The following is a 26930-nucleotide window of genomic DNA, read 5'->3' as shown; positions in this document are numbered from 1 at the left end:
CCCCTTTCTTATCGCCCATTCATCTGCTGACAACCAGGAGCAATATTGATGGCCAACGATTTTCCGCAACCTCTGGACGCTGCCGTCATCCCCCGTTTTGCCGGTATGCCGAGCTTTATGCGCCTGCCGATATTCACCGACCCGGCCGACGTGCAGATCGCCTTGCTGGGCATCCCCTGGGATGGCGGCACCACCAACCGCGCAGGCGCCCGGCATGGTCCGCGGGAGGTGCGCAACCAGTCGAGCATGATGCGCAAGGTGCACCACGTCAGTCATATTGCCCCCTATGACCTGGTGCGGGTTGGCGACCTGGGGGATGCGCCGGTCAATCCCATTGATCTGCTCGATTCGCTCAAGCGTATCGAAGCGTTCTATCGGCAGGTCCATGAGGTCGGCACCGTGCCGCTGTCCGTCGGTGGCGATCATCTGGTGACGTTGCCGATCTTTCGCGCCATCGCCCGGGACCGGCCGATCGGCATGGTCCATTTTGACGCTCACTCCGACACCAATGACCGTTATTTCGGTGACAACCTCTACACTCACGGCACGCCGTTTCGCCGTGCGATCGAGGAAGGGCTGCTGGACCCCAAGCGCACGGTGCAGATTGGTATCCGCGGTTCGATCTATTCCGCAGAAGACGAAGACTTCGCCAGGGACTGCGGTATCCGGGTGATCCACATGGAGGAGTTCGCCGACATCGGCGTTGCCGCAACCATTGCCGAGGCGCGGCGCATCGTGGGTGACGAGCCCACCTATGTCACCTTCGATGTCGATGTGCTGGACCCGGCCTTTGCCCCGGGGACGGGCACCCCCGAGATCGGTGGCGTCACCACCTTGCAGGCGCAGCAACTGATTCGAGGCCTGCAAGGCCTGAACCTGGTCGGTGCCGATGTCGTGGAAGTGTCGCCGCCCTTTGACGTGGGCGGGGCCACGGCGCTGGTGGGGGCAACCATGATGTTCGAGTTGCTGTGCATTCTCGCCGACTCGATCAAGCGTCGCTCGTAGAAGGAATCGCATCGATGATCGCCTGGCCTGAGAACAAACGCTTCGCCGTGACCTTGAGTTTCGACCTGGATGCAGAAAGCGCCTGGGAGCCATCCAGCCTGTCCGGGCGCCGGCTCTCCCTGCTGTCGATGGGGGCCTATGGCCGCCGTGTCGGAGTGCCGCGCCTGCTGGAGCTGCTTGCCCGCTACGGTATCCGCGCGCAGTTTTATATTCCCGCCCGAGTGGCCGAGATCGACCCCGAGGGGGTGCGCAGCATTGCCGCTGCCGGGCACGGGATTGGCTGCCATGGCTACTTCCATGAGCGTGTCGACGAGCAGACGCCCGAGCAGAACCTGCAGATTCTCAAAGACTCCAAGGCCCTCCTGGAAGCCACCATCGACCGGCCGGTCACCCATTACCGCGCACCCTTGTGGGAGCTGACTCCGGACGTCGTCGATTCACTTCTCGCCCTGGGTTTTCACAGTGACAGCAGCCTGATGGGCGATGACCGGCCGTATCGTGTCGGCAGTCCTGAAAAGAGCCTGCTGGAGCTGCCCGTCAGTTGGCTGCTGGACGATTGGGAGCAGTTCGCCTACTCGGCGGAGCCGGCGGTGGGCAGTGTGATCGAAGACCCGGACAAGGTCTTGCGACTCTGGTCGGCGGAGCTGGAAGGCATGCGTCACTACGCCAGCCATTTCATTCTGACCATGCACCCGCAACTGATCGGTCGCGCCTCGCGCATCGCGATGCTGGAGCGTCTGATCCAGCAGATTCAGCGTTATGACGATGCCTGGATCTGTACGCCTGATGATGTCTACGCTCGCTGGCAGGCGGGCGACTTGGTGCTGCCGCTGTACCCTTACTGAGGACGGATCATGAACATACTGGTAACCGGGGCCAACGGGTTTCTTGGTCAGGAAGTGGTGCGTCAGTTACTGGCCCGGGGAGACGAGGTGGTGGGCTACGACCGCAGCCTGGTGTGCGCCATCGAGCACGCGGCGTATCGCTACGTGCAAGGTGACCTGGCCGACCTGGCGAGTTTGCTGGAGAGCTGCCGCAGCCGCCCGGTCGACGTGATCATTCATACCGCGGCGATCTCGCACCCGGTGGACTCGCGGCGCATTCCGCTGCAAACGGTGCTGACCAATGCCCTGGGCACCACCCATGTCTTCGAATGCGCCCGGCTCAGCGGTATTGCCCGGGTGGTCAATCTCAGTTCCGAATGCGCCTACGGACCCAATCGGGAAATGGACGTGATCGACGAGCGCGCGCCCCTTGAGCCGACCACGCCGTATGGCTGTACCAAGGTGTTCACCGAAAAGCTCGGCCAGGTCTACAGCGACCTGTATCAGGTCAGCGTGGTGTCGCTGCGTCCGGGCTGGATCTACGGTCCCGGGCAGTTCATGCAGTGCTACCTCAAGAGCATGCTCAGAAGCGCGATCGACAACGAGCCGTGGCATGAGGAGGAAGGTGGCGATTACCGCTTTCAGTACGTGCACGTGGTGGACGTCGCCCACGCCTGTGTCCTGGCGGCCAATGTTCAGGAAGAGCGCTTGCAGCAACGGGTGTTCAATGTGACGGCCGGCGAGCAGGACAGTTACCGGGCCGTCGCGGCACGGATTCGCAAGGTCTACCCCCAGGCCCAGCTCAGCATCGGTCCCGGTAGCTTGAGCGTGCTCGATGACAATGCGCGCTTCGATATTTCGGCGGCGGGCGGGCAACTGGGCTACCGCCCCCGGTTCTCCCTGGAGGAAGGCATTGCCATGTATGCGCAGTGGCTGGAACAGCATCCCTACTAATGGCCTGAAAGCCGAGGTGATTGATGAAAACCTATCTGGTAACCGGTGCTGCACAAGGCATCGGCCGCGCGGTCGCGCTTGCGCTCGGTGAACAGGGCAGTCTTGCCGTGCTTAACGACCTGCAGGAAAGCCCGGCGCTGCTGGTCCTGGCCGATGAGCTGAAGGCGCGAGGGGTGGAGGTGCGTCTTGCCCTGGGCGATGTGTCGGATCCGGCAACGGCGGAGCGCGCATTTTCCGGTCTGCAACGCCTGGATGTGCTGGTCAACAACGCGGGGTTCTTGCAGGAAGCGCCGCTGAGCGAGCTCAGCTTCGAGGCGTGGGACCGGATGATCCGCGTGCATCTCTATGGGGCGTTCCTGTTCTGCAAACCGGCGGCTGCCCTGATGACCCGCCAGGGCAGCGGCGCTATCGTCAATATCGCCTCCGATCTCGGGCAACTCGGGTGCGCCAATCTCTGCCATTACTCGGCTGCGAAAGGTGGAATCATTGCCCTGACCAAATCGTTGGCGCGAGAGTTGGCGGCCCATGGTATACGGGTAAATGGTGTTGCCCCCGGCGGCACGTTGACACCGATGGTCGAACGCCTGGGCGAGGCTTATATTCGCGAGGAAGCGTTACGTTACCCGATGCTGCGACTGGGCACGGCACAGGAAATCGCCGCCGCGGTGATCTTCCTGGCCTCGGCGCAGGCCAGTTTCATGACCGGGCAGATTCTGGGGGTCAATGGCGGCGGTGTAATGAACGGCTGATTGTGCTCGTACGCAAAAACACGAGGAGAGGGCGGCATGCTGGTGAACCTGACGGATGTGGATCTGCGCATGCTGCGGATTTTCTGCGCGATCGTGGATGCCGGTGGTTTTACGGCGGCGCAGGTCCCGTTGAACACCAGTCTGTCGCGTCTCAGCGTGCTTGTTCGCGACCTTGAGGTCAGGCTTGGCTACTCGTTGTGCAAACGCGGGAAAAGCGGTTTCCAGTTGACCGAAGAAGGTGAAGAAACCTACGCGGCAGCGCAGGAACTGTTCGCCAATATCGGCCATTTCCGCCAGCGCACGGCAGTGCTCAGCGGGCGCCATCGGGAGTTGTTGCGCATCGGCACGGTCGACAGCCTGATCACCCTCGAACACAGTCCGGTACCGGCGGCCATTGCCCAGTTGCGTGCGGGGCATCCCGGCGTTCATATCGATTTGCAGGTCATGCGGCCCGACGAGCTTGAACAGGCGGTCCTCGAAGAGCGCATCCAGGTGGCCGTCGGTGCCTTTCACCACCGCTTGTCCGGGCTTCACTACCAGGCGTTGTTTGAAGAGGAACAGCATCTGTATTGCGGCCGCGGCCATCCGTTTTTCCAGCGGCCCGATCAGGATCTGACGTATGAAGAGCTGAGCGCGGCGGATTATGTCGACCGAGGCTATGTCGCCGAGAACAAACGACCGTGCGAGCTTCGGTTCGCCAGCGCGGTCAGCGCTTTCTCGATGGAGGCTATCGCACTGCTGATTTTTTCCGATACCTACATCGGTTACTTGCCCACGCACTACGCAGCGAGCTGGGTCGAGCGAGGCCGGCTGCGATCGATCATGCCGCAGCGCCTGGCTTATCGCTCGGCCTTTCATTGCATCACCCGCCAAGGGGTTGAGCAGAAGAGCGCGGTAAGCCGCTTTCTCGACAGGCTCACCGCCCATGCCAGGCTGCATCTGCCTTAGACTCCAGGCGCAGGGCAGGGTGGAAGTCGCGCAGCATCGTGAAAAAACCGGACTGATAACACTGGCTTAATGCAGGTTTGGCGATATGGCCTTCACTCAACACCCTTGATGGGGTGTGGGTGATGTCTGTCCATGACGTTGAACGGCCTTTTGCGAGATTGCCCGGCACTCCATGAAGCGTTATCTGCGGTTTTGTCTCCTGCTCGTGATCAGCCTGGCGCTTCCCCTCAGCGGGATGGCGGGCGTTCGCGTATCGGCAGAACCGTGCCCGATGGAGATGGCGGACAAGACGACGATGGATGGCATGGGCCCGGACTGCTGTCAGGAGGCGAAGAACGGCGCCACCGAGCACGGCAAGTTGTGCAAGCCCGGCCAGGAGTGCAAGACCGCAAGCATGCTGCAAGTCTCGGTGATCAAGCCGCCGATCAGCCTATCCCTCCCTGCCGTCATTTCCTTCTCCAGCGATTTGCTGCCCCAGCAGACCCCGTCCGGGGTGTGGCGCCCGCCACGGGTTTGATTCCTGTCCCTCATTGAGCCTCATGCCGCGTTTGCGCAAGAGGACTGTTGCGCCTGTCTTTTGGCTCGCGCAATGGAAGAACACAGGAACAACAAATTGCCGAATCTACCTGTTTTGAAGGAAAAACCGATGAAACGTACTCTGATTACCGTTGTAACCGCCATGGCCGTGCTCTCTTTGAATGCCTATGCGGAAGAGATGAATATGGGCGGAGAGTCGATGCAAACCATGACCAGGAACCGGGCGCCCAATCAGGTGGCCGTGGCCAAGGCAGAAGGTGTGATCAAGGCGATAGACGCCGAAAAGCACACGGTGACCATTGCCCACGGCGCCATCGCGTCCATCCAATGGCCAGCCATGACCATGGCGTTTTCTGCGACACCGGCGCAACTGGCGGGGCTTCGCAAAGACGACCCTGTCACCTTCAGCTTCGGTCTCTCGGGCACTGCGACAAAGATCGAGTCCATTGAAAAAATGAAGTAACGCGGGGAGGGGCTACCGGCTCGATGAGTCGGGTCGGTAGCCCATGCTAAATCAAACCGCTATCGCCTTGCTCACGGGGCCGAAGGCGCTTCGGAGCTGAAACCTGGCACGGCTTGTCAGTGCAATGTCCTCAAATACCGACTAGTGTTCGCAAGTTCCCGGAGCACAGGATTCTGTCGGCTGGTGGCGTTAACGGACGGAGCCTTTCCTGACCTGGGACCACACCCTTATTTGCGCAATTGGAGAGCGACAGACATGGCAAGGTCGTACAGCTTGAGCCTGAAAAATAACTCCAGCAGGGCATGGACCTTTTATGTTTACCAGGTGCAGCCCAACGCAGGGATCGATAATGTTTTTCCCCTGGCCTGGCTCGCCAGTCCCTACAGCATAGCGCCAAGTGCGCAGATCACTTTCAACTGGAACACGGACTACGGTTTCATATGGGATGAGGTCGGGGTGGTCATGCCGGGGGTGACGTTCTCGGCCTCCGAATGCGTTCCGGGCGGGCTGCTGGAAAACAACACCATCAAGTTCAGTTGCAGCAACAATACGCCCAGATTTGAGGCGGCACTCACGGGCAACCCTGCCGGCTCACTGGTCATCAGTACCGACCAGACGGTGCCCAACCAGGTATTTTCCGTCGGTATCAGCATGAGCGGCGCCGGGACCTTCGTCACGCAAGCCGGCCCGAATCTGACCTCTGTCTTCACCCCGCCGTCGACACCGCGCTACTGGGTTGCCGCCGGGACAGGTGTGCACGCCGGAACTGTCCTGGATGCCACAGACGTCAATCAGAGTTTCGAAGTGATCTTCCCGGTCAACGTCTATGAAGTGGCGTTGAGCCTGGGGATGGACAACGTCTGGCGGCAAGGTTGAACGGTGCGCCGAGGGTCACTTGCAAGAGCGCGGATCCCGCGGGTATCGGATTGGCGCCGGCCCCAAGCATCATCATGCCGCGAGTGATGTGAACCGTAAAAGCACCAACGGGAAGCGAGGCTTCCCGTTGGTGCTCATGGCGCGTCCGCCGCGATCCCTCGCTCGACTTGGATATGTATTTTTAGAATATCAATAGATTTCAATATTCTTTTCCGGACTTACAAAACGCCGCTACGCTCGCTGCCATTCCCCAACATCGCAGCATCCTCCACAGGTCGATCCCTCATGACAGCGTTTCGCTTTGCACCGACAGTACGCAAGCCTGGTCATGGACGTTCCTTGCGCATGGCTTTGGCGCTCACCACTCTTCTGACTCCTTTCCTGACGCAGGCGGCGACGCTGGACGAGGTCAAGCAACGCGGCTACCTGTCGGTGGCCACGGAAGATGAATTCCGTCCCTTCGAGTTTGTGGACAACGGCAAGCCCACAGGCTTCGATAACGAACTGGTGCAAAAGCTCAAGGCTGCCGGGCCGCTGGATGTACACCAGCAGATCATGCCGTTCACCGGACTGCTGGCGGGTGTGGTCAGTGGCAAGTACGACGCCGCCATCACCGGTTTGCTGATCACCCGTGAACGCCAGCAGTCGCTGGATTTCACCACGCCGATTGCCGAAGCCACGGTGTTTTACCTCAAGCGCCAGGGCGATGACCGGATCAAAAGCGTCGCCGATCTCAATGGCCTGACCTTGGGCATCCAGGCGGGCAGTGCGATGTATCAGCGCTTGCCGGAGCTTGAAAAACTGCTGGCGGCCAGCGGTGGCAAACTGGGCAAGATCGTGCAGTACACCTCGTATCCCGAGGCGTACCAGGACCTCGCGCTGGGCCGTACCGACTATGTGGTCAACAACATCGTGGGCCTGAACGCCTTGCTCAAGGAAAAGCCTGGTGTGTTCGAACTGGGCCAGGCGGTGTCGAGCAAGACCTACGTGGCCTGGGGTGTGGCCAAGGGTAATCAGAGCGTGCTCGACTACCTCAACAACTTCCTCGACCAGGAACGCAAGAACGGCGATATCGCGCAACTCCAGCAGAAGTGGTTTGGCACGGTATTCCCCGAGCCGCCAGCGCATTTCATCTCCGAATACTGATTGAGCCCACATGAACTTCACTCAATGGGGCCTGGAGCCAGGCCCCTTGTTGATGGGGGCGCTGGTGACCCTGGGACTGACGGCGGTATCGATCGCCCTCGGCCAGGTGGTCGGCCTGGGACTGGCGCTGTTGCGGCGCCAGCGATGGCCGTTGCTCGGTCCGCTGCTGGCGGCGTATATCAGCGTGCTGCGCGCCACACCGTTGCTGACCCTGGCGCTGGCCGTGTTCTTCATCACCCCGGCGTTGGGGTATGACATCTCGGCACCGGCGGCAGCGGTCCTCGCCATGACCCTCAACACCTCGGCGTTCAACTGCGAAATCTGGCGCGGTGGCTTTGCGCAATTTCCCCGCGATCAACTCGATGCCGCCAAGGCCGGTGGCATGGGCGCGGCATTGCGTCTTCGGCGTATCGTGCTGCCACAGGTCGGACGCCAGATGTTGCCGCTGCTGGTGAACGAGATGACGATCCTGATCAAGAACAGCCCCGCGGTGGCGGTGATCGGCATTGTCGAGCTGACCCGCACCGCGGTACGCATCGGTGCCAATACCTACCGGCCGTTGCCTCCCTTGATTGCGGCGCTGCTGCTGTACATCGTGATCATCTGGCTGGTGGTGGCGGCGCAGCGTTATCTTGAACGTCACTACAAGGCGCGCCTCGCATGATCGCCCATGAGTTTGCGGTGGTCTGGGAGCACCTGGGCGACTTGCTCGAAGGGGCCGGACTGACGGTGGTGTTGTCAGTAATGGCAGGGGCCTTGTCGTTGCTGGCCGGCTGTGGCCTGACCTTGCTGCTGATGGGGCGTCAGCGTTGGCTGGCGTCGGTGTTGCGCGGCTTTATCGAGCTGATGCGCTGCACGCCGTTCCTGTTGCTGGCGTACCTGGTTTACTACGGCCTGCCATCCTTCGGGCTGCGCCTGGGCAATATCCAGTCCGGGTTGCTGGCGTTGTTGCTGTACCACAGCGCCTATATCGCCGAGATTCTGCGCGCCGGCTGGCTGGCGCGACCCCGTGAAGAGATCGAGGCCGGGTTGGCGTTCGGCTTTCGCGGTGTGCTGCTGGCGCGGCGGCTGATCCTGCCGAACCTGTGGACCAGCAGTGCGCCGGCCCTGGGCAACCAGATGATACAGGTGGTCAAGGACACCTCGTTCCTGACCATCATCGCCGTGCCCGAGCTGACCTCGGCGGCCAACAGCCTGCAATCGAACTACTACATTCCCTTCGCCGCGCTGTTCTCGGCGGTGTTTTTCTACTGGTTGATCTGCGTTGTCATCGAGTTGGGCGTTTCGATGCTGCGGCGCAAGGCGGAGCGTTATCAATGACTTCCTTGAATAACCCCACTCCCGTTGCCTTGCAGGTGGCGGGGCTGAACAAAAGCTTCGCCGGGCGCCCGGTACTGCAGGGCATCGACCTGCACGTGGCGGTGGGTGAGACCGTGTGCCTGCTCGGTCCTTCCGGCGCCGGCAAATCGACCCTGCTGCGCTGCCTGAACTGGCTGGAGGTGCCCGATAACGGCAGCATCCATGTCGCCGGCCAGCGCATCGGCTTCAATGAAGACGGCAGCAAGATGTCGGAACGCAACATCGCCAGTATCCGCACCCGAACCGGCATGGTGTTCCAGAATTTTGCCCTGTGGCCGCACTTGACGGTGCTGCAGAACATCATGGAGGCGCCGCTGCACGTACAGCGCCGTCCCAGGCTGGAAGTACAGGCTGAAGCCCTTGAGCTGCTGGCCAAGGTCGGCCTGAGCGACAAGGCGGATGTCTACCCGGCCACCCTGTCCGGGGGGCAGAAACAGCGGGTGGGGATTGCCCGTGCATTGGCCAGTCGCCCGCAATTGCTGTTGTTCGACGAACCCACCAGCGCCCTCGACCCCGAGCGCGTCAGCGAGGTGCTGGCGATCATGCAGTCCCTGGCCCAGGCGGGCATGACCATGATCGTGGTCACCCATGAAATGGAATTCGCCCGGCGTAGCGCCGATCGTATCGTGTTCATGGACCATGGACGGATTGTCGAGACCGCTACCCCGGACGCGTTTTTCAGTGCGCCGCAAACCCGTCGGGCGCAGGAGTTTCTGTCCCACCAGCATCGCCCGGAGGCGGTTGCCCAACATGTCTGAAGCTCACGCCAATGCGTTGGCCGTGCAACGTATTCTCGCCACCGAGCCGGTGCTGGTCGGGTCTGAACCGGCATCCTCGGCCCTGGGTCTCGAAACCGGCCACCTGGGGCATGCCGGCCCACCGTTTGCACATGCCGGGGAGATTCCGGCGGTGGTGCTCAACGCCCTGGCCGGTGCGACCTTGCACGAGGGCTGGGCGGGTGACGTCGATAGCGCCAGGCGGCTGATTCTCGACGGCGAAATCACCCTGCATGCCAACCACGATCTCGGCACCGTTTCGCCCATGGCCGGCGTGGTGCGTCCCGGTCAGTTGCTGATGCGCATCGAGAACCGCGCGGGCAGCGAGGTGGTGCATGCCACCCTCGCCGAGTCCGGGCGCCGGGCGTTGCGCTTTGGTTGCTACGATGGCGTGGTCGCCGAGCAACTCGATTACCTGGATCGGGTGATCGGTCCGAGTATCATCAAGGCGTTGCCCGCTGGAGGATTATCGCTGTTGCCGCTGATTGCCCAGGGCATCGCATTGGGGGATGACACCCATCAACGCAATGTCGGCGCGATGTACGCCTTCGCGGCTCAGTTGCCGGGCCTCGAAGCCGAAAGCCGGCAATGGCTGCTGGGCAACCCGCAGCACTTTCTGAACTATGCCATGGCGGCAGCCAAGCTGGCCCTGGACCGGGCCAGCGGCATCGCGGGTTCGTCGATCATCACGGCGATTGCGCGAAATGGCGTGCACTGTGGCGTGCGCATCGCCGGGGCAGGGCAGCGCTGGTTCACCCATGCAGCCAGCGAGCCGCAGGGGTATTTTTTTCCACCGCACCGGCCCCGCGACGGCCAGCCCGACCTGGGCGACAGCGCCATCGTCGAAGCCTACGGACTGGGCGGTACCATCGCCCATGCCGCCCCCGAACTGGCGCGCTTGATGGGCCAGGACTGGGTACAGGCCCGGGACTGCGGGCGACGCATGCGCCAGCTGTTTGTCGGCCAGCACCCACTGCTAGCCCCGGCGCTGGCCGGTCCTGAGGGCGTGGGGACGGGGCTGGATGCCCGGGCGGTGGTCGCGGCGGCGGAGCCCGTCCGGATTCATACCGGCATCGCCCACCGCGACGGCGTAACGGGCTGGATTGGCATCGGCGTGGCACTGGCGCCGGTGGAATGCTTTCAGACCGCGCTAGAGGCGCTCTGACTTTTTTGCTTGAGGACCCTACGAATGACCCAGGACACGCTGCACCACTTTGTGCCCAATGCCAGCCCACCGCCGCCCTCGGCGATGTATTCCCATGCGGTCCAGGCCGACGGCTGGCTGTACGTCACCGGGCAATTGCCCACCGACCCTGACGACCCCACCGCCGAGCTGCGAGAGGGGATCGAGGCGCAGGCGCAACTGTGTTTCGAGAACCTGCGCCGCATCGTCGATCATGCCGGTTACAGCCTGGATGACACGCTGTTCGTGCGCATCTACCTGAGCGACTACGACAACGACTTCGCGGCGTTCAACCGGGTATACGTGGAGCATTTCAATAACCCGCAAAAACTACCGTCACGCACCACCGTGGGGGTCACCCGGTTGGGACGCAAGGCGCTGGTAGAGATTGATCTGGTGTGTTTCAACCGCAAGCACAAGACGGTTTGACCAGGGCTACAGTTCGCAAGCGCTGTCCGCTATGAGCGTTTGTACCTGAATCCCGGCAGCGCCGGCCCGCGTCGCTTCAAGTTGCCGGTCACACTGGCGTTGCTCGAGGTGTTTGAAACCGCCCTCGAGCCCCGCCTGATCCTGTTGGTTCCGTGACGGCGGCCCATCAGGACCGTCGCTCATGCGCCTCAGGCGGACTGTGGTGGATGGAAATAGGCCGCATCGGCCTGCGACAGGGTGGACTTGATGAACCGGGTGCCTTCGTCCACCAGGACTTCGAGCGAACCATTGTTCAGGCCGTCGAACACGACCTGCGCGACCACTTGCGGATCGGTTTTCGGTACGTCGAAGCCTTTTGTCAGATCCGTGTCCACGAAGCCCACATGCACGGCGACGACCTGGGTATTTTGCGCACTCAGCTCCAGACGCAATGCGTTGGTCACGCTCCACGCCGCCGATTTGGACGCCGCATAGGCCGCCAGCATCGGCGGGCTCACCCAGGTGACATCCGACAACACATTGATCATTGCGCCGCCGCCATTGCTCGACAGAATCGGGGCGAAGGCTTGCGCGGTGCGAACGATGCCGAAGGTGTTGGTATCCATCAGGTGTCGGGATAGTTCGATCATGTTCGCCCCCAACGCACCGTCCTGAAGGATGGCGATGCCGGCGTTGTTGATCAGTACGGTCGTGTCCTGGCATCGCTCGGCAGCGGCAAGGACCGACGCTTCATCGGTGACATCGATCTGCACCGGAACAATACCGGGGACATTGAATCCTTCGACGTTGCGAACGCCGGCATAGACTTTGGACGCACCTTGAGCCAACGCGACCTTGGCAAAGGCCAGGCCGAGTCCGCGGCTGGCGCCGGTCACAAAAACAACGGATCCTGCGATATTCATTGAATGCTCCTTTGTTTCAGAAAGGTCGTGGCATTTGCCCCGACCGGAAGGGCTAAATGCTCGCGACCCGTGGAAGGTAGGGAGCGATCTCGTTCGCGGATTTGACTGGAGGATCCAGGCGGGTATTGGTTGTCGAACCACCGATGTAGCGTTCCGTGATTTTCCAGCCGTCGTGAGTACGGCGCAGGCGGTCCATCATGGGCGAGTAGAGCCAGATGGCGGGCAGATCATCGGGACTGTTCATGACATGGCCGGCCTGAAGCGCGGCAGCGGACTCGGGGGAGGCATAGCGCACCAGCAGGTTCTGATAGCGCACCACCACGCCGTCCTCGTCCTGATCGACGATGTGGTTGGTGGCATGACGACTCACTCCAGGGATCAGGTAGGGGTAGTCATGGGCGAAGAAATGCCTCATTTCCTCATGCCCGCTGATCGTGCCATGGAAATGATAAGCCACTGCATCAGGCAGAAACGCATCGAGCATGGATTCCACGTCCCAGGTTTCGAACCACCAGTTCACCCGGTTCACAAAATCGATGGCGCTGATTCGATCGGCGGGGTCAACACCCGCACCCGTCCCAACTCTTGGAAAAACCTTCATCTTCAGTCTCCTCAGTAACAGATGATCATGTGTGCAATTACACACATTGATTGAAAAAAAACCTCAGGTGTCAGGTATGACCGCCAACAACGACGCTCGAATGGATATGGCCCGATCCGCTCCGACCTGCGCCTCAAGCTCTTGCTGAGCCAAATGCCAGTAGGGCTCCGCTTCCTTGAGCCTGGCTTGCCCCTCGGAAGAGAGCGATAACCGTAATGCCGAGCGTGGCCCCTCTGCGCGACTGTGTATGAAGCCCGCGGTCTGGAGTGGCTTGAGTGCCCTTACCAGCGTGGTTCGCTCCATCACCATGATTTCGGTGAGCTCCGAGATTGAGATGTCCGGATGTTCGGCCAGCATTGCAAGCAGCGAAAATTGCGACACCGATAGATGCGCCGCCGCCATGTGTCGGTCGTAGAGACGAGTGAGGTATCTCGCATTGCGCCGTGCGGCAAGGCAATGGCAAAGATCTGGGCCGGTAATTTTATTCATGACGAACATAATATGTGTATATGCACATCAGTCAATCGATCTTTGATTTTTTTCTGCGTCCCGCAGCAGGATTCAGCACCTCGATAACCTGCAGATGCTGAACTTGCACATGGGTGAGGAGGGAAATGCGGTATCGCGTCGGCCCATGCCAGTCAGGTTGACCGGCATGGACCACCAGGTTCTTTACGTCCCCGTCTGGCGACGAGGTGCTGTTTCAGGCGCCTGGAACGCTTGCAGTCACTCCGGCCAGATCCTGGCCCGGGCCGGCTGGCGGTCGAGAGGGTATTTGTAGTCCTTGGTGTCCGAGGCCTCTATTTTGAAGTGGCTCAACGCACTGGCAACCCAGGCTGCGGAGAGGTCGTGATTGGCGAGTTTCTCTTTGCTGCAGAAGGTCATGCGGGTCGATTTCTGCAGAAACGATTGGTATCCCTTGGGCATTTCAATACTCCTTTCGGATAGGGGTCAGATCACACGGCTGACGTTAATGGGCGACCAGCGCATTTCCGTGTCCCTGGAACGGTACTCCGCCACTTTCACGCGCCGATCTTCAAAGGCGCGCAGGTCCCAGTTGGGGTTGTAAGACAGGCACAAAATGTAGGGGTAGCGCAGGTCCCACAGGTTGATGTCGAGATTGGGCGCGTAGGGCCGCAGCACAGCTTCCCTCTCCAGGGCCGAGCCGCCGCTGTCCCATTGCAGGACGCCGCAGGTCTGGGCGTTGATCAAATAGGAGGGGTGCATGTCGTATTTTGGCCCCGCCGGCTGCGCGTACCACAGCGCCTTGGCGGCATCGCCCGCGCTATCGTCCTCGAGTATCACGCGCTCCGGGACACGGGGATCGGCGGCCATCTGCCAGGTGTTCCAGTGATGGCTGCGGAACTTCAGGAAGGGGATGGCTTCCCCCTTGAAGATGTCATTGCAAGTGAACTTCGCCGTGCCGTCTTCAGTGGTGTAGATGTCAGCGAAAATCTCGAGCTCTGGCCGCAGCGTGCGCTGCGGATCGCCGAAGCCGATCACGTAGACATCCCCACCCTTGTCCTGTGAGGTGCCGCTGCCGTAGCCGATCAGCCCGTAGCTGACGCCGGCATAGGGGCACGGCACGCAGCGCAGGGAATCATCGCGCCAGCGATGCAGTGTCGCCTCCGAGCCGCCGCATTTGTTCTTCAGGAATGCGATGATGTGATCCGGCGGGCTGTAGCGGCTTTCCCGCGGCCAGAACTCCGTCGCCAGCAGTACGATGGCGCGTTCGAGTCCCATGGCTTCGACACCTGACTTGAACCCGTTCCAGAACTGGCTGATGTCGGCGGCGGCACTACCGATAGCGGGGGCCGGGAAATGCTCTTCGCGTCCTTCCAGCGTCTTGCGGTCAATCACGCGCACCTTGATACCGGGCCCGCCGGCGGCATCGCTTTTCAGCTCTCGCCGTGCCGTGTTGCCAACGACGAGGCTGCTGTGGACCCAGGTCGAATGGACGTTCAGATAGCGGCCCATGTAATGATCGAGGGCCGTCTGCGCGGCGATGCGTCGTTTGTCGTCGGCAATGAAGGCGTGGACAGGCTTGAATTCGCGCCCCACGACGACCGGCTTTTTCCCGACGGAGGTGATCCACTGGTTGGTCTTGTCGTCATATTTCTTCGGCTTTGTGAAGATGACGCCGGAGAAGATGTTGTTGTCGCCGCCCTCGGTGGTGACCGAGGCGTCGCGGCTTTCCATGTACTGCTTGCGCTCGACCGTATCATCGATCGAACCGTCAGCCGTGAAGAAGGTGCCGTACTCGGCCTCCAGTTCGATCTTGATCTTTTCGAGCTCCGTCACCTTGGATTTCTGCACCAGGGTCTGGAAGTACAGATTGCCGCCCAGGGTGATCGAGGTCACCACATCGGTGCCGAACAGGTCGAAGAACCGATAGAACTTATGCGCCTCCTCGTGGCTGAACGCCGTGGGCAGGCGTTCGACTTCTGCGTTGAACTTGGGCGAGAGCACCGCGGCCGAAACCGCATCGAGCTTCGCGCCGCCGAAGACCAGACGCAGGGTCCGTACGGCGGCCGTGTTGTCCTGATGGGAGGTGTATTTCTTTTCGAAGTTGAGGTGAAATTCGGCGGAGAACTCACCATAGCTGGCCGTGGTATTGAATTCGGCCTTTGTGGTGTGGCGATAATCCAGGATCGATCTGAAGAACGATGAGTAATCTTCGCGCCGTGTATCCGCGTGCCGCTGGATGCCTGTGCCGGAGGCCGGGTCAAAAACGCGTTCATCCGGTGCCCGGGCCGCGCTGAGGCGGTTTCGACCGTAGCCGAGATCGCCGTTGTGGTCCGCGGATTTGATGACGTGGGTTATGTCCATTTCGCCATTCATGGTTTGCTCCTGCCCAGTAGTGGGTGGGTAGATAATTGCGTTATTGAGTGTGTTCTTGGCCTTATCGGGGCGAGCCAATATGGGGCTGCGTCGCTGATGGCGACAGGCCACAGGGGTATCAGTTCGGGATCAGTTCGGTATCAGACGTTTCGCGCCGATCTGCTGGCCCGGGGAGGCCCTGTGACAATCCCGGCCCGCGCCTGGAGAAAACCATCGAGGTGCCGATACACTCTCGTCCAGATCGACCGAGCCACTGATTCATGAACCTCACCGACGCTGTCCTCATCCTGCTGCTGGCCGCCCGTATCCACGGTACGGACGAAGCCGTGCGGGCCTCCGCCAAGAGCTGTGTGAAGAAACTACCGCGGGGCAAGCGCGACCTGATCTACAACGTGATCAACAGCCGCAGCCCCATGGAACTGGTGGCCTTCCTGGCTGAAAACCTCCAGGACTGAAAGCGCTCGCTGCTTGACCCGGGGATATTCCTGGATGAGTGACAGCTGCAATCGTCCGAGGAAAAGACGGGCAGCCGAAAACAGATGGGCGTTTCTGTTCCGGGCATCGAGCCAGGGTAAATGGCTCCATGAAATGCATCGGAAGTGGATCTTCTTGTCGATCCATTCAACTCATATAGTCGCTCTGTGTCCTGAGCAGTGAGTGGTGGTTGTGATTGCCACTCAAGGTGCCGGGAGTTCCCACTTCACGGAAAGCCGATATATGAATTATAAAAAGTGCTCTATTGGCGTTGGGGCGTCCGCACTTTTGGTGTTGTCAGTCCTGCGTTTATCCGGCTACCAACCGCCTACTCGGGAAGACTTCATAAAGTACCCGTCCCTGCGACAAAAATGGTCGACGGTATGTGACCGGCGCAGCAACCTCGCAGAAGTCAATGCTGAAGGTTGCAAGCATTTGCATGAATGGCAGGCCGCCAGCGAATTCCCTGTCCTGGATAATCTGATGAATCAAAACCTGGGTAAGTAGCCCACAGCACAAAGCTCGATATTTTTCTGGTGCGCCATCAGGGTCATGCACGCCATCCGTGGCGTTGCCGCATCCACAGGACCGCGAGACTGCATTCAGTCTCGCTGGCCACTGACAGGCGCTGTTCTGGATCAGCTGTATTGGCCGGTCGAACCGCCAGCGAGTTCGGGCATCCTGGCGCGGGTGATCTGGAAGGCAATTGCCAGCCAGATGAACCACCCCGGCATGACCATCAAGGCAATACGGGTGTCAGGTCTCAACGCCAGCAGGCACAGGACAAAACCCAGGAACGCCAGGGAGAACCAGGCCATCGGCACGCCACCCGGCATCTTGTAGGTCGATTGCGCATGCAGGTCGGGCCGGCGTTTGCGATAGGCGATGTACGACGCGAGGATGGTCGACCATGTGAAGATCACCAGGATCGCCGACACGGTAGAGACGATGGTGAACGCGGTCATGACTTCCGGAACGATGAACAGCAACAGCACGCCCACCAGCATCAACAACGTAGTGAACCCCAGGCTCAGCAGAGGTACGCTATTTCCCGACAGTCGCCGAAAAGCCCCCGGCGCATTGTTGTGGCTGGCCAGTCCGAACAGCATGCGGCTGGAGGAAAAGACGCCGCTGTTGGCCGATGAGGCGGCAGATGTCAGCACCACAAAGTTGACGATACCGGCAGCCGCGGGAAACCCGGCAACCAGGAACAGTTCGACGAAGGGGCTCTTGCTGGGCGACACCTGTTGCCAGGACGTCACGGCAATGATGCAGGCCAGTGCCAGTACATAAAACAGGATGATTCTCAGCGGAATCGAGTTGATGGCTTTGGGCAGGGTCTTCTCGGGGGCGCGGGTCTCGGCGGCTGCGGTGCCGATCAGTTCGGTGCCGGCAAAGGAGAAGATGGCCATCTGGAAACCGGCAAAGAAACCGAACAGACCGTTGGGGAAGGCTGCCTGTTTATCCAGCAGGTGGTTCAGGGATGCAGTGACGCCGCTGGGGGAGACGAAGGAACTGGCAATCAGCACCATGCTGACGCCGATCAGGGTGATGACCGCGATGATCTTGATGATCGCGAACCAGAATTCCACTTCACCGAAAAGCCTGACGGTCAGCACGTTCAAGGCGAACAGCGTCAGGAGCATCGCGATGGCCGGGATCCAGGCGGGCACATCGGGGAACCAGTACTGGAAGAATCCACCGACCACCACCGCATCGCCCACCACGGCGACGCTCCAGCTCAGCCAGTACGACCAACCGAGGAAAAATGCCGCTCTTGGGCCGAGGTAGGCACCGGCAAAATCCGCGAAGCTTTTGAAGTTCAAGTTGGAGAGCAACAGTTCGCCCATGGCCCGCATGACGAAGTAGACGAACAGACCGATGATCATGTAGATGAGGATGATCGACGTGCCGGAGAGGGCGATGATCTTCCCGGAACCCATGAACAGGCCGGTGCCGATGGCGCCTCCGATGGCCATCAACTGAATGTGACGATTGCTGAGCGTACGCTGCAGCGCGGGCTGTTCAACCCGCCCGGAAGAAGTCGATTTCATTGCAAACCCTCTTGATTTTATGTTTTCGAGTTTTGGCAGAAAAGTGGATGTCCAGCGTTCTTGTCAGAGATGCAACGGCTACTGACGGTGATGGTTGCTGCGCGGCGAGCCGCCCCTCGGCACTGGGCTCGGAAGCTCTCACCGGTGGCGATCAACTGACGCTGCGCAGGCGTGAAGGAACCTCGGGGTGCTGGTCGAGCAACTGGTAGAGGTTTTTGATGTTGGCCGGCGTCGGCACCAGATGGATGCGCTCACCGATGGCATGCTCGCGCGCCAGGTCGTGTACGTAGCGCAGTGACGAAAAGTCTTCCAGGGCAAACCCCACCGAGTCGAAAACGGTGACCTGAGCGTCGTTTTCGCGGCCCGGGACTTCGCCCTGAACAATCCGGAAGAACTCGACGACGGGAGAGTCGGGCTCCAGTTGTTGAATATCGCCTTCAATCCGGGTTTGAGGTTCGAATTCGACGATGACCCGGGCCTTGCGCAGGATGTCGGCATGCAGTTCGGTTTTCCCCGGGCAGTCACCACCGACGGCGTTGATGTGCATGCCGGGCTCGATCATCTCGGGCGTCAGAATCGTCGCATAGGCCTTGTCCGCCGTGACCGTGGTGACGATGTGCGCGCCCTTGACCGCTTCCTGTACCGAGTCGGCCAGGATCACCTCGATGGCCGGGAATGCCGACAGGTTGTGCTTGAGCTTGAGTGAAGCGTCACGATCGATATCGAAAATGCGGATCTCCCTGATGGAGAGCATTTCATGGAAGGCGAGGGCCTGGAATTCGCTCTGGGCACCATTGCCGATGATTGCCATGGTGCTGGACCCCGGCCGCGCCAGGGACTGCGCGACCAGGGCGGAGGTCGCCGCGGTGCGTAAGGCCGTGGTCAGGGTCAGTTCGCTGAGCAGGGTGGGATAGCCACTGTGGACATCGGCCAGGACACCGAAGGCCATGACCGTCAGCAGGTCGCTTTGACCGTTGTCCGGGTGACCGTTCACGTACTTGAACGAGTATTGCCGACCATCGTCGGTCGGCATCAACTCAATCACGCCGTTGGCCGAATGATTGGCGGTGCGAGGCGACTTATCAAACTGCGCCCAGCGTGAGTAGTCGGCGTGGATATAGGTGGCCATCTCGCGGATGGCCCGGCGGATTCCGACGCTGGCGAACAGGCGCGCGGCATGATCGACATCGATAAAAAGAGTCATGTTCTTATTCTCCGGTTCAGGGGGTGAAACGCTGCGACTGAGGGGATGGCTCAGGCGCGCTTGCTTTCGTAGCCATGCAGCACGTTGACCGCGTTGATCCCGATCTCATCGACCATGTAGCCGCCTTCCATCACGAACAGGGTGGGGCAGCCCACACCCGCTATCAGCTCGCCGATACCGATGAAGTCGTCGCTTTCCAGCAGGAAGTGGCTGATGGGATCGTCCTTGAACGTGTCGACGCCCAGTGAAATGACCAGCACTTCAGGGGCGAATTGCTGGAGTTTCTTGCAGGCGTGGAGCAAGGCGTCGCGGTAGCTTTCCCAGGTGGTGTTCCTGGGCAGCGGATAGTTCAGGTTGTAGCCTTCGCCGTGGCCTGTGCCGACTTCGTGGCTGTAGCCCGAGTAGTACGGATAGGACACTGACGGTTCACCGTGCAGCGAGACAAACATGACGTCGCTGCGTCCGTAGAAAATGTTCTGCGTGCCGTTGCCATGATGAAAGTCGACGTCCAGTACCGCGACACGCCGGGCGCCTCGGGTAATGGCCTGCTGTGCGGCAATGGCGGCGTTGTTCAGGTAGCAGTAGCCGCCCATGTATTCACGCGCGGCGTGATGACCGGGCGGGCGGCACAGGGCGAAGGCGCTGTCGTGGCCTTCATCGATCAGGGCCAGGCCTGTGAGGGCGATATCGGCACTGGTTTTTACCGCTTGCCACGTCGTGGCGGTAATGGGCGAGCCGGCGTCCATGGCATAGAAACCGAGCTTGCCGTCGATGAATGTCGGCACCTGCTCGTTGGCCAGATCCCGCACTGGCCAAACCAGTGGCAGGGCGTCATGAGTCCGGCCGGTGGCACACCATTCTGTCCAGGCGCTTTCCAGAAAGCTGACGTAGCGCTCGCTGTGCGCGTTGACATAACACGCGCGGTCGAACGCACGCGGCTCGACGATCTGACCAAGGCCTACCTGCTTGACTCGATCATGGACAGTGTCGGCGCGGCTGGGTTGTTCGAACGACGGCTTGAGCACGCCATCCTTCAATTCGGTGCCGTGATGCAAGCGGTGTGAATCACTGAAAACTGTAAACATTCTGCGCATCCGTTAATGTAGGCCAGTGCAAATATTTTGTTCCGGTCAGGGTGCGATTTCTTTGCTTTATGTTCGTGGTTTTCCAGGTTGTTCGGGCGTTTTTACCCAGGAGTGGTGCAATGCAGAAAAAAATATCCAGGCGCATCAGTCTCGACGAGACCGACCTGGCGATACTCACGTTGCTGCAGGAGGATGCGAGCATTTCCAATGCCGAGCTCAGCGAGCGCTTGTCGTTGAGCCTGACGCCTTGCTGGCGGCGGCGTAAGAGAATGGAAGAGGCGGGCGTCATCAAGGGCTACCAGGCCAACCTCGATCGACGCATGCTGGGGTTGGATATCATGGCGTTCGTGCACATCCGCTTCTCCACCCACGCCGATCATGCTCCGGACGCCTTCGAGGCGGTGATCGCGCAGTTGCCCGAAGTGTTGTCCTGCCACAAGATCACCGGGGATGCCGATTATGTGCTGCAGGTGTTGGCAGAGGATCTTGATAGTTACAGTGACTTTATCGAGCAGGTGCTCAGGCGCCAGATGGGCATTGCATCCATCCAGTCCAGCCTGGCCCTGCGCGAGGTCAAGGCCAGCAGCCGTATTGCGATACCCAAGCCGGGCAAGGACTGAAGGGCAGGGCGTGGTGATGAACCGCCATAGCGGTATCATGGTTGGAGGGGGCCACTGCCTGCACACGGGTGCCAGACAGTGATGGGTCCTTTCAGCGTCTCACTCACCATGGATCATACAAGGCATGCCTGACACGAGTCTGTTGAACGATTTCGCAACTTTGTTTGCCTACAGCTGGTACCGCGACTTTCCCATGGATGGCTATAGCCGCGACATGGGCTCGACTTCTGATTGGAATATCCATACCGGCTATACCGTGCGGCGAGTCGCTGATCTGATGGGGTATTTCGCTCACTTCGAGTCCAGCAACCGCACCGACGCAGTGATACGCGACACACTGCAAGCCGCTGTGGTTTTTGCCGAGTGGGAGTGGTTGAGCCCCTGTGAAAATAGAATCAATGAGCCGAAAAAACTCTCCGACGCCGCCATGACAGAAAACCCCCGGTTCTGTTTCCTGTTCAGCTATGCGCCGACGGGGACTATCGAAAGACAGTTGGACTACATTTCAGGACACTGGCAAGCAGACGTGCCGTTGCTGGTATCGCTGGTTGAGTTCGAGGGCACTAGCAAGCGATTCTTCAAGGGCATGTCCATGCATCGCCTGCACGACGGTACCTGGCAGTTGCTGCGCGAACAGCGAGCCCTGGCGTGGGATGTGCCAGGTACGCGCTGGGCCTAGGCCGAGGCTACATCGATCCTATTACCACCAGGCACGAACTTCTTCATCGTACAGGGATTTCTTGATGGTCCATTCCAGCGGCGCTCAGTTCGAAGATCTTGTCGATCTATTTCGCCAAGCTATCAGTAAGGATAGCCAAAGCTTGAAGCGGGTACTCGCTGACACCGCAGTTGGGAGTGAACCTGTCGTTACCAACAAATATAAAGTGCAAGGCGCGAGCTTCAAAAAAGGCAAGGCTGTGGGTGCACCGACCGAGAAGAAAAAACCTCGCGGGTTTGCCCGTTTCGATGAACTGCCTCATGAGCGAGTGTTGCAGCAGATCATAGAAGATGACCCTGTATTGCTGCACACTCCGAAGCTTTATCTGGGTGGGGTATTTCTTGACTCCATCATCAGCCAGCGACCATTGCCCAACGGCCTTATTCCAGACTTTATGTACCTGACCTGCTCAGGTAACACCCTGAAATTGACACTGGTTGAGATAGAACGGTCTTCACACAGTGTGTTTGGCAATAGTTTTTCTCAGCGCTCCAGACTGAAGGCCGGCGCGCAGAAAGCCCTCGATCAAGTGCTGGAATGGAAAACCTATCTGGCGAGCGTCCATGCGCGCAAGGCTCTATTGGCGCTGCTCAGTCCGCTATTTGAAAAATACCCCCTGCAGGTATTTGATGATAACGGTGATGTGCGTGACTGCATTGTTTTTGATGTCGACTATTTGCTGGTGGTTGGCAACGAGATGCCCTTGCACGAACAGCATTGGCAATTGATTGATAGGATCTACGCTGAGCATGGAATTATTTTATTGACCTATCCAATGATGATCGAGCAGGTGGAGGGTAATCCTAGACAAAAAAATACTCTCAAGATCACCCTTCGAAAGGTCGAGGCTTTAAGTTTGCATGCGCCTGCTATGTTGCAGGCCAAGCTGCCGGCTCTGGTGGATGTTTTTGATCCGATGCAAGCGCAGGCTTTTGATCCTCATGGGATAAAACTGGGTGGTTTGGGTCATAAATTCGTTAACCAGGACTGCACGCAATTCATCGTCCATCCGTTGCGTCGACTTGGTGTGTTTCAGCGAGCACGAGCCCGTTGCGAGTACCCGGGTTGTGATGAAAGATATGATCCGAAGGATAATAATTCTCTAGTGATGCGCAGCTTCTACAATGCACACTGTGGTAAAGACCTGGCTTTGCTGTTCACCGAGAATAATACCGGCCTGCTCTGCAGGACACATGCTGAATTTATTGCCAAATCACCTCTGACAAGCCCAAAAACACCTCATGGCTACGAGGCTTGCATCAATTTGGCGCCACGTTACGATCATGCTGTAGACCAGCTATGGAACCAGTTTGAGCTTAATGAGACGTTGGGCTGCACTCAGGAAATATCGCAAGCAATGGGTTTGGTCGGGCATCCTGATACTCATATGCGGCGTGATATCGAAACGTTGATATGCTTATTGCCTTCGCTAGAGCATCAGGCGCGGAATACACTGCTGAATATTATTAATGATTGGCTACCCTATGTACTTCGTAGCCATGATATCTATATTTCCAATTTTCGTGGTAGCCGTTATCTACACGCTCAACATGAAACCCTTCCTGATTATCAGCAACTTCTGCGTATGAAGCAGATCAGGCTTTTGCAGGATGTCAAAGGGAATTCATGGTGGTTTCCCAGTCTGTTTGGTGATACAGCAATGCGCCATCTTTATGATCGCTATCCAGATCATTATAGCTTTGCACTGACTGCGCTATTTAAAATGGATGCGGAAAACTTGCAGCGTTATGCTGATAAAGCAAAGACGTCTTGCTGAGGTGCCGGATCGCCGTACCGGCAGGTTGAGCCTTACCGGCCCGACCTTTTGTCGCTTCCGGGCCTGACAAGTGATGTATCGCTGTCCCGAGTGCAAAAGTGGGGCTTCACTGATAGAGACAGCGCCCGGCTTTTCCCCTCACGATCAGACGCTGCCCTCACGGCGAGCAGACGACGATGAACAATGAGCAGGCGATACCCGCGACGCGCGGCGTCACGGTGGAGTTACTGACAATGGTTGACCTGGGGCCCGAGATCGAAGGCATGGACGGGCGCCAGTTGCGCATGCGCAAGGTGACCATCGAGCCGGGAGGAGTCTTCGGGCCCGTCCATGATCACAAGGACCGGCCCGGCACCGTCTACATCCTGCAAGGCACGCTCACCGATCATCGCGATGGCATCGCCACGGACTACGGCCCGGGCGTGGGTTGGCCCGAGGACAGGCACACCACGCACTGGCTCGAAAACCGCGGAACCGTCACTGCGGTGGAGATCTCGGTAGATATCGTCAGGCTGGGGTAAGTCCTGCTGCCGCTGCTCAAGCCTGTGCAGCGGCCCCCAGCATCTTGCGCAGCCAGCAGTGGGCAGCGTCCTTGTCGAAGCGTGAGTGCCAGGTGGCATACAGGTTGTAGCGCCGCACCTGCACGGGCAGGGGGAATGACTCCAGGGTTTCGGCATAGCGTGCCAGGAACTGTGCTGGCAAGGTGCAGACCAGGTCGGTCGCCTGCAACATCACCGGCACCAGGCTGTAGTACTGCACGGAAACGCCCACACGCCGGCTGAGGCCTTGTTCCGACAGCGCGTCATCCACGAATCCGTGAAAGCCGCCACCGTCGCCCGACACGATCACGTGTTCGAGCTGCGTGTATTCCGCCAGCGACGGCGGGTGGGTGCCACGGGAGTGACCGATGCGTTGCGCCATCCGGAATTCCTCTTCCAGCAACGATTGCTGAGAGGCTTTGGCGACGGCGTCCCTGGAGGTCAGGGCCACGTCGATTTCTCCGTTTTCCAGTTGTTCGGCCAGCTTGCTCTTGTCGAGGCCGCGAAACGCAAAACGAATGTCCGCACAACCCGCCTCACGGGTCAACTGGATCAAGCGCGGACCGATGATGGCGCCGGCATTGTCGTTGGCGGCAATCGAAAATGTCCGCTGCGCGGTGTGGGGATCGAACTCGGGCGTATGGTTGATCACGTCTTCCAGCGCTTGTAACGCCAGGCGCAAAGGCTCCTGCAAGCGGGCGCCATGAGGGGTGAGGATCATGCCTTTGCCCGAGAGCGCCGGGGTGAGCAGGGGGTCGCCAAACAGGTCGCGCAGTCGCGACAGTTGGGCCGAGAGCGCCGGTTGGCTGATGGCCAGGCGAGCCGCCGCGCGAGTGACATTGCGTTCGTCCAGCAGGGTACTGAGGGAGGCCAGCAACGCCAGGTTATGACCGGTGATATTCATCGTGCTTATGCCTCGTATCCTGAGAGTCGATTTCACCAACAAGGGGCGGCTATATAACATTTTCCCCAATCGACCGGTAACGGCTTGGAGAATCAACCGCATGCATACCTACCCATTTGGCAACGTTTCGGTGACTCGGGTGACCGAGCAGCGTGGCCCCGGATTTACGCCACAGGTGTTGTACCCCGACTGGGACTCCCTGGAGCTGGAACGGCACCGAACCTTGATGGTGCCGGACTGCTTCGATCCCGTGTTGAACCGCTTTATCGCCAGTATTCACACCTGGGTGGTCAAGACACCACACCACACGATCCTGATCGACAGCTGTGCCGGCAACCACAAGGAGCGGCCCGGCATGCCGCGCTTTCATCAGCAGGAACTGCCGTTCCTGGAGCGACTGGCCGAAGCCGGCGTGACGCCCGAGTCGGTGGATTACGTGATGTGCACCCACCTGCACGCCGACCACTGCGGCTGGAATACCCGGCTGGTGGACGGACGCTGGGTGCCGACCTTCCCCAATGCGAAGTACGTTTTTTCCAGGGCCGAACATGAATACTGGCTCAACCAGATAGGCCAGGAGGGCTTCAACGCGAATGTGTTCGAAGACAGCGTGCTACCCGTGATAGGCAAGGGCCAGGCGCTGATCGTCGATAACGAAGGCCTGATCAGCGACACGTTGCTGATTCACCCGACGCCGGGACACAGCGTCGGCCACCTGGCCATCGAGTTGTTGCATCACACCCAGGGCGGGCTGTTCAGCGGCGACATCATGCACCAGCCCCTGCAGGTGTTTCGGCCCGAGTGGAACAGCTGCTTTTGCAGCCACCCGGAACAGGCCCGGGCCTCACGCCGCTGGCTGCTGGAACAGGCGGCAGAACGTGGCTTGACGGTGTTCACCAGCCACTTCGCCCACACCTCCGCCGGTCTTGTGAGCGAGGCGGGCGGTCAGTTTGACTGGCGGTTTATCTGAATCCACGGGAGAGCTTTTGAATGTCCACCATCATCTGCAGCGAATTCAGGATTCCCAGCGATACGCCCGGGATCGAGCTGTATGTACGCAATAAACATCGAGCGGACAGGGAGACCTGGACGGGTGAGAAAACCGTGCTGTTCGTGGCCGGCTCGACTTACCCGGCCTCCAGCACCTTTGACCTGCCGCTTGACGGCCTGTCATGGATGGACCAACTGGCCCAACAGGGTTATGACACCTATCTGGTCGATGTCCGCGGGTATGGCCGCTCAAGCAAACCGCCGGAAATGTTGCAGCCGGCAGAGCACAATCCGCCGGTGGTGCGTGCTCCCGTCGCCACCCGCGATGTGGCCACTGCCGCGGCATTCGTGCGCCAGCGTCGCGGCGTCAGTCGCATCAACCTGATCGGCTGGTCGTGGGGCACATCGCTGATGGCGAGGTACACCGCCGAGCACAATGAGGCCGTGGTCAAGTTGGTATTGGTCGCGCCACAGTGGACTCGTGATACGCCGAGCCTGGCAGACAGCGGCGGCACGCTGGGCGCCTACCGCGTAGTGAAACGCACCGATGCCAAGGCCCGCTGGCTCAATGGCGTACCGGCCGAACGACAGACAGCGGTGCTGCCCGAGGCCTGGTTCGAAGCCTGGGCCGACGCGACATTCGGGCCAGGTGAAAGCCAACTAGATGCACCCAATGGCACCGTGCAGGACACCCGGGAATTCTGGGCGGCCGGCCGGTCCCTTTATGATCCTTCACTGATCCGTGTACCGGTGCTTATCGTGCACGCAGACGGCGATCGTGACTGTCCGCTGGAGTTGTCTCGTGCGGTGTTTTCGAAGCTGACCAATGCCGCCTACCGACGCTGGGTGGAGATCGGCGAGGGCACGCACAGCGTGTTCATGGAACGCAACCGCTGGCAAGTGATCGGGGCCGTGCAGGCGTTCCTTGACGAGCGTGCCCCGTATTGAGTCAGGGGCCGTTCATTGCCCAGG

30 protein-coding genes and 1 pseudogene are annotated in these 26930 nt (G+C 59.8%); 22 read left to right on the top strand and 9 right to left on the bottom strand.

Annotated features, from left to right (window positions below; genetic code table 11):
* Positions 1–48: 48 nt before the first annotated feature.
* The 15 genes and pseudogenes from speB to HX881_RS32715 all read left to right on the top strand — a co-directional run.
* Positions 49–1005: an agmatinase gene (speB, locus tag HX881_RS03740; protein WP_017128643.1), complete on the top strand. Its 957-nt coding sequence runs from the start codon at positions 49–51 to the stop codon at positions 1003–1005.
* Between the two features lie 14 nt (positions 1006–1019).
* Positions 1020–1850 (top strand): polysaccharide deacetylase family protein, encoded by an 831-nt coding sequence (locus HX881_RS03735; RefSeq protein ID WP_017128642.1) that lies wholly within the window; start codon positions 1020–1022, stop codon positions 1848–1850.
* A gap of 9 nt (positions 1851–1859) precedes the next feature.
* Entirely contained in the window at positions 1860–2783 is a 924-nt protein-coding gene (locus HX881_RS03730) for an NAD-dependent epimerase/dehydratase family protein (protein WP_017128641.1), read from the top strand.
* A gap of 23 nt (positions 2784–2806) precedes the next feature.
* Positions 2807–3532 (top strand): SDR family NAD(P)-dependent oxidoreductase, encoded by a 726-nt coding sequence (locus HX881_RS03725; protein WP_177082861.1) that lies wholly within the window; start codon positions 2807–2809, stop codon positions 3530–3532.
* 36 nt (positions 3533–3568) lie between these two features.
* Positions 3569–4480, top strand: coding sequence for a LysR family transcriptional regulator (locus tag HX881_RS03720; protein WP_177082859.1), 912 nt, complete (start codon positions 3569–3571; stop codon positions 4478–4480).
* A 172-nt stretch (positions 4481–4652) separates the two neighbouring features.
* Entirely contained in the window at positions 4653–4997 is a 345-nt protein-coding gene (locus HX881_RS03715) for a hypothetical protein (protein WP_177082857.1), read from the top strand.
* Positions 4998–5126: 129 nt separating this feature from the next.
* Complete coding sequence (locus HX881_RS03710) at positions 5127–5480, top strand: copper-binding protein (RefSeq protein ID WP_177082855.1); 354 nt, start codon at positions 5127–5129, stop codon at positions 5478–5480.
* A gap of 273 nt (positions 5481–5753) precedes the next feature.
* On the top strand, positions 5754–6356 hold the full coding sequence (locus HX881_RS03705) for a hypothetical protein (protein ID WP_017128636.1): 603 nt from the start codon (positions 5754–5756) through the stop codon (positions 6354–6356).
* Positions 6357–6701: 345 nt separating this feature from the next.
* Positions 6702–7502 (top strand): transporter substrate-binding domain-containing protein, encoded by an 801-nt coding sequence (locus HX881_RS03700; RefSeq protein ID WP_177082853.1) that lies wholly within the window; start codon positions 6702–6704, stop codon positions 7500–7502.
* A gap of 10 nt (positions 7503–7512) precedes the next feature.
* Positions 7513–8166 (top strand): amino acid ABC transporter permease, encoded by a 654-nt coding sequence (locus tag HX881_RS03695; RefSeq protein WP_177082851.1) that lies wholly within the window; start codon positions 7513–7515, stop codon positions 8164–8166.
* Entirely contained in the window at positions 8163–8822 is a 660-nt protein-coding gene (locus tag HX881_RS03690; RefSeq protein WP_218171544.1) for an amino acid ABC transporter permease, read from the top strand. Before HX881_RS03695 ends, HX881_RS03690 begins: the two co-directional genes overlap by 4 nt.
* Positions 8819–9619: an amino acid ABC transporter ATP-binding protein gene (locus HX881_RS03685; protein WP_177082849.1), complete on the top strand. Its 801-nt coding sequence runs from the start codon at positions 8819–8821 to the stop codon at positions 9617–9619. The genes HX881_RS03690 and HX881_RS03685 overlap by 4 nt, the downstream gene beginning before the upstream one ends.
* A complete protein-coding gene (locus tag HX881_RS03680; RefSeq protein WP_177082847.1) occupies positions 9612–10802 on the top strand; it encodes an oxamate carbamoyltransferase subunit AllG family protein in 1191 nt (396 codons plus the stop codon). The genes HX881_RS03685 and HX881_RS03680 overlap by 8 nt, the downstream gene beginning before the upstream one ends.
* Positions 10803–10826: 24 nt before the next feature.
* Complete coding sequence (locus tag HX881_RS03675; RefSeq protein ID WP_017128630.1) at positions 10827–11249, top strand: RidA family protein; 423 nt, start codon at positions 10827–10829, stop codon at positions 11247–11249.
* 27 nt (positions 11250–11276) lie between these two features.
* Positions 11277–11405: pseudogene (locus tag HX881_RS32715) on the top strand (metallophosphoesterase family protein); the annotation flags it as partial.
* Positions 11406–11437: 32 nt separating this feature from the next.
* On the opposite strand, the gene HX881_RS03670 reads toward HX881_RS32715, so the two are convergent.
* From HX881_RS03670 to HX881_RS03650, 5 genes are all read right to left on the bottom strand, one after another.
* Positions 11438–12151 carry an SDR family oxidoreductase gene (locus HX881_RS03670; RefSeq protein WP_177082844.1) on the bottom strand — a complete coding sequence of 238 codons (714 nt, stop codon included), beginning with the start codon at positions 12149–12151 and terminating at the stop codon, positions 11438–11440.
* 52 nt (positions 12152–12203) lie between these two features.
* Entirely contained in the window at positions 12204–12752 is a 549-nt protein-coding gene (locus tag HX881_RS03665; RefSeq protein ID WP_177082842.1) for a nuclear transport factor 2 family protein, read from the bottom strand.
* A gap of 63 nt (positions 12753–12815) precedes the next feature.
* Complete coding sequence (locus HX881_RS03660; protein ID WP_042936608.1) at positions 12816–13241, bottom strand: MarR family winged helix-turn-helix transcriptional regulator; 426 nt, start codon at positions 13239–13241, stop codon at positions 12816–12818.
* Positions 13242–13478: 237 nt separating this feature from the next.
* Positions 13479–13679, bottom strand: a complete 201-nt coding sequence (locus HX881_RS03655) for a hypothetical protein (RefSeq protein WP_017128625.1) — start codon at positions 13677–13679, stop codon at positions 13479–13481.
* Positions 13680–13703: 24 nt separating this feature from the next.
* Positions 13704–15593 carry an MAC/perforin domain-containing protein gene (locus tag HX881_RS03650; RefSeq protein WP_177082840.1) on the bottom strand — a complete coding sequence of 630 codons (1890 nt, stop codon included), beginning with the start codon at positions 15591–15593 and terminating at the stop codon, positions 13704–13706.
* A 260-nt stretch (positions 15594–15853) separates the two neighbouring features.
* Here HX881_RS03650 and HX881_RS03645 point away from each other — a divergent pair, with 260 nt between their 5' ends.
* The gene (locus tag HX881_RS03645; protein WP_017128623.1) at positions 15854–16048 is read left to right on the top strand and encodes a DUF7740 domain-containing protein; all 195 of its coding nucleotides are present in this window, start codon (positions 15854–15856) and stop codon (positions 16046–16048) included.
* A 657-nt stretch (positions 16049–16705) separates the two neighbouring features.
* On the opposite strand, the gene HX881_RS03640 is transcribed toward HX881_RS03645, so the two are convergent.
* From HX881_RS03640 to HX881_RS03630, 3 genes are all read right to left on the bottom strand, one after another.
* Positions 16706–18121 carry an amino acid permease gene (locus HX881_RS03640; RefSeq protein ID WP_177082838.1) on the bottom strand — a complete coding sequence of 472 codons (1416 nt, stop codon included), beginning with the start codon at positions 18119–18121 and terminating at the stop codon, positions 16706–16708.
* A 151-nt stretch (positions 18122–18272) separates the two neighbouring features.
* The gene (locus tag HX881_RS03635) at positions 18273–19325 is read right to left on the bottom strand and encodes an ornithine cyclodeaminase (RefSeq protein WP_177082836.1); all 1053 of its coding nucleotides are present in this window, start codon (positions 19323–19325) and stop codon (positions 18273–18275) included.
* 50 nt (positions 19326–19375) lie between these two features.
* Positions 19376–20410, bottom strand: a complete 1035-nt coding sequence (locus HX881_RS03630; RefSeq protein WP_017128620.1) for a histone deacetylase family protein — start codon at positions 20408–20410, stop codon at positions 19376–19378.
* 119 nt (positions 20411–20529) lie between these two features.
* Here HX881_RS03630 and HX881_RS03625 point away from each other — a divergent pair, with 119 nt between their 5' ends.
* From HX881_RS03625 to HX881_RS03610, 4 genes are all read left to right on the top strand, one after another.
* The gene (locus HX881_RS03625; protein ID WP_177082834.1) at positions 20530–21030 is read left to right on the top strand and encodes an Lrp/AsnC family transcriptional regulator; all 501 of its coding nucleotides are present in this window, start codon (positions 20530–20532) and stop codon (positions 21028–21030) included.
* 124 nt (positions 21031–21154) lie between these two features.
* Positions 21155–21709 carry a hypothetical protein gene (locus HX881_RS03620; protein ID WP_177082831.1) on the top strand — a complete coding sequence of 185 codons (555 nt, stop codon included), beginning with the start codon at positions 21155–21157 and terminating at the stop codon, positions 21707–21709.
* Positions 21710–21773: 64 nt separating this feature from the next.
* Positions 21774–23525 carry a Shedu anti-phage system protein SduA domain-containing protein gene (locus HX881_RS03615; protein WP_177082829.1) on the top strand — a complete coding sequence of 584 codons (1752 nt, stop codon included), beginning with the start codon at positions 21774–21776 and terminating at the stop codon, positions 23523–23525.
* Positions 23526–23701: 176 nt separating this feature from the next.
* Positions 23702–24046, top strand: coding sequence for a cupin domain-containing protein (locus tag HX881_RS03610; protein WP_017128616.1), 345 nt, complete (start codon positions 23702–23704; stop codon positions 24044–24046).
* Between the two features lie 16 nt (positions 24047–24062).
* Here HX881_RS03610 and HX881_RS03605 read toward each other — a convergent pair whose 3' ends face one another.
* Positions 24063–24968: a LysR family transcriptional regulator gene (locus HX881_RS03605; protein ID WP_177082827.1), complete on the bottom strand. Its 906-nt coding sequence runs from the start codon at positions 24966–24968 to the stop codon at positions 24063–24065.
* Positions 24969–25068: 100 nt separating this feature from the next.
* On the opposite strand from HX881_RS03605, the gene HX881_RS03600 reads away from it, so the two are divergent.
* Positions 25069–25938, top strand: a complete 870-nt coding sequence (locus tag HX881_RS03600) for an MBL fold metallo-hydrolase (protein WP_017128614.1) — start codon at positions 25069–25071, stop codon at positions 25936–25938.
* A 20-nt stretch (positions 25939–25958) separates the two neighbouring features.
* The gene (locus HX881_RS03595; RefSeq protein WP_017128613.1) at positions 25959–26906 is read left to right on the top strand and encodes an alpha/beta hydrolase; all 948 of its coding nucleotides are present in this window, start codon (positions 25959–25961) and stop codon (positions 26904–26906) included.
* The last annotated feature ends 24 nt before the right edge of the window (positions 26907–26930 follow it).

This window comes from Pseudomonas gingeri, assembly GCF_013386115.1.
Taxonomy (GTDB): domain Bacteria; phylum Pseudomonadota; class Gammaproteobacteria; order Pseudomonadales; family Pseudomonadaceae; genus Aquipseudomonas; species Aquipseudomonas gingeri.
The sequence above is the reverse complement of the archived record's forward strand: the minus strand, read 5'-3'. Positions and strand labels throughout refer to the sequence as shown.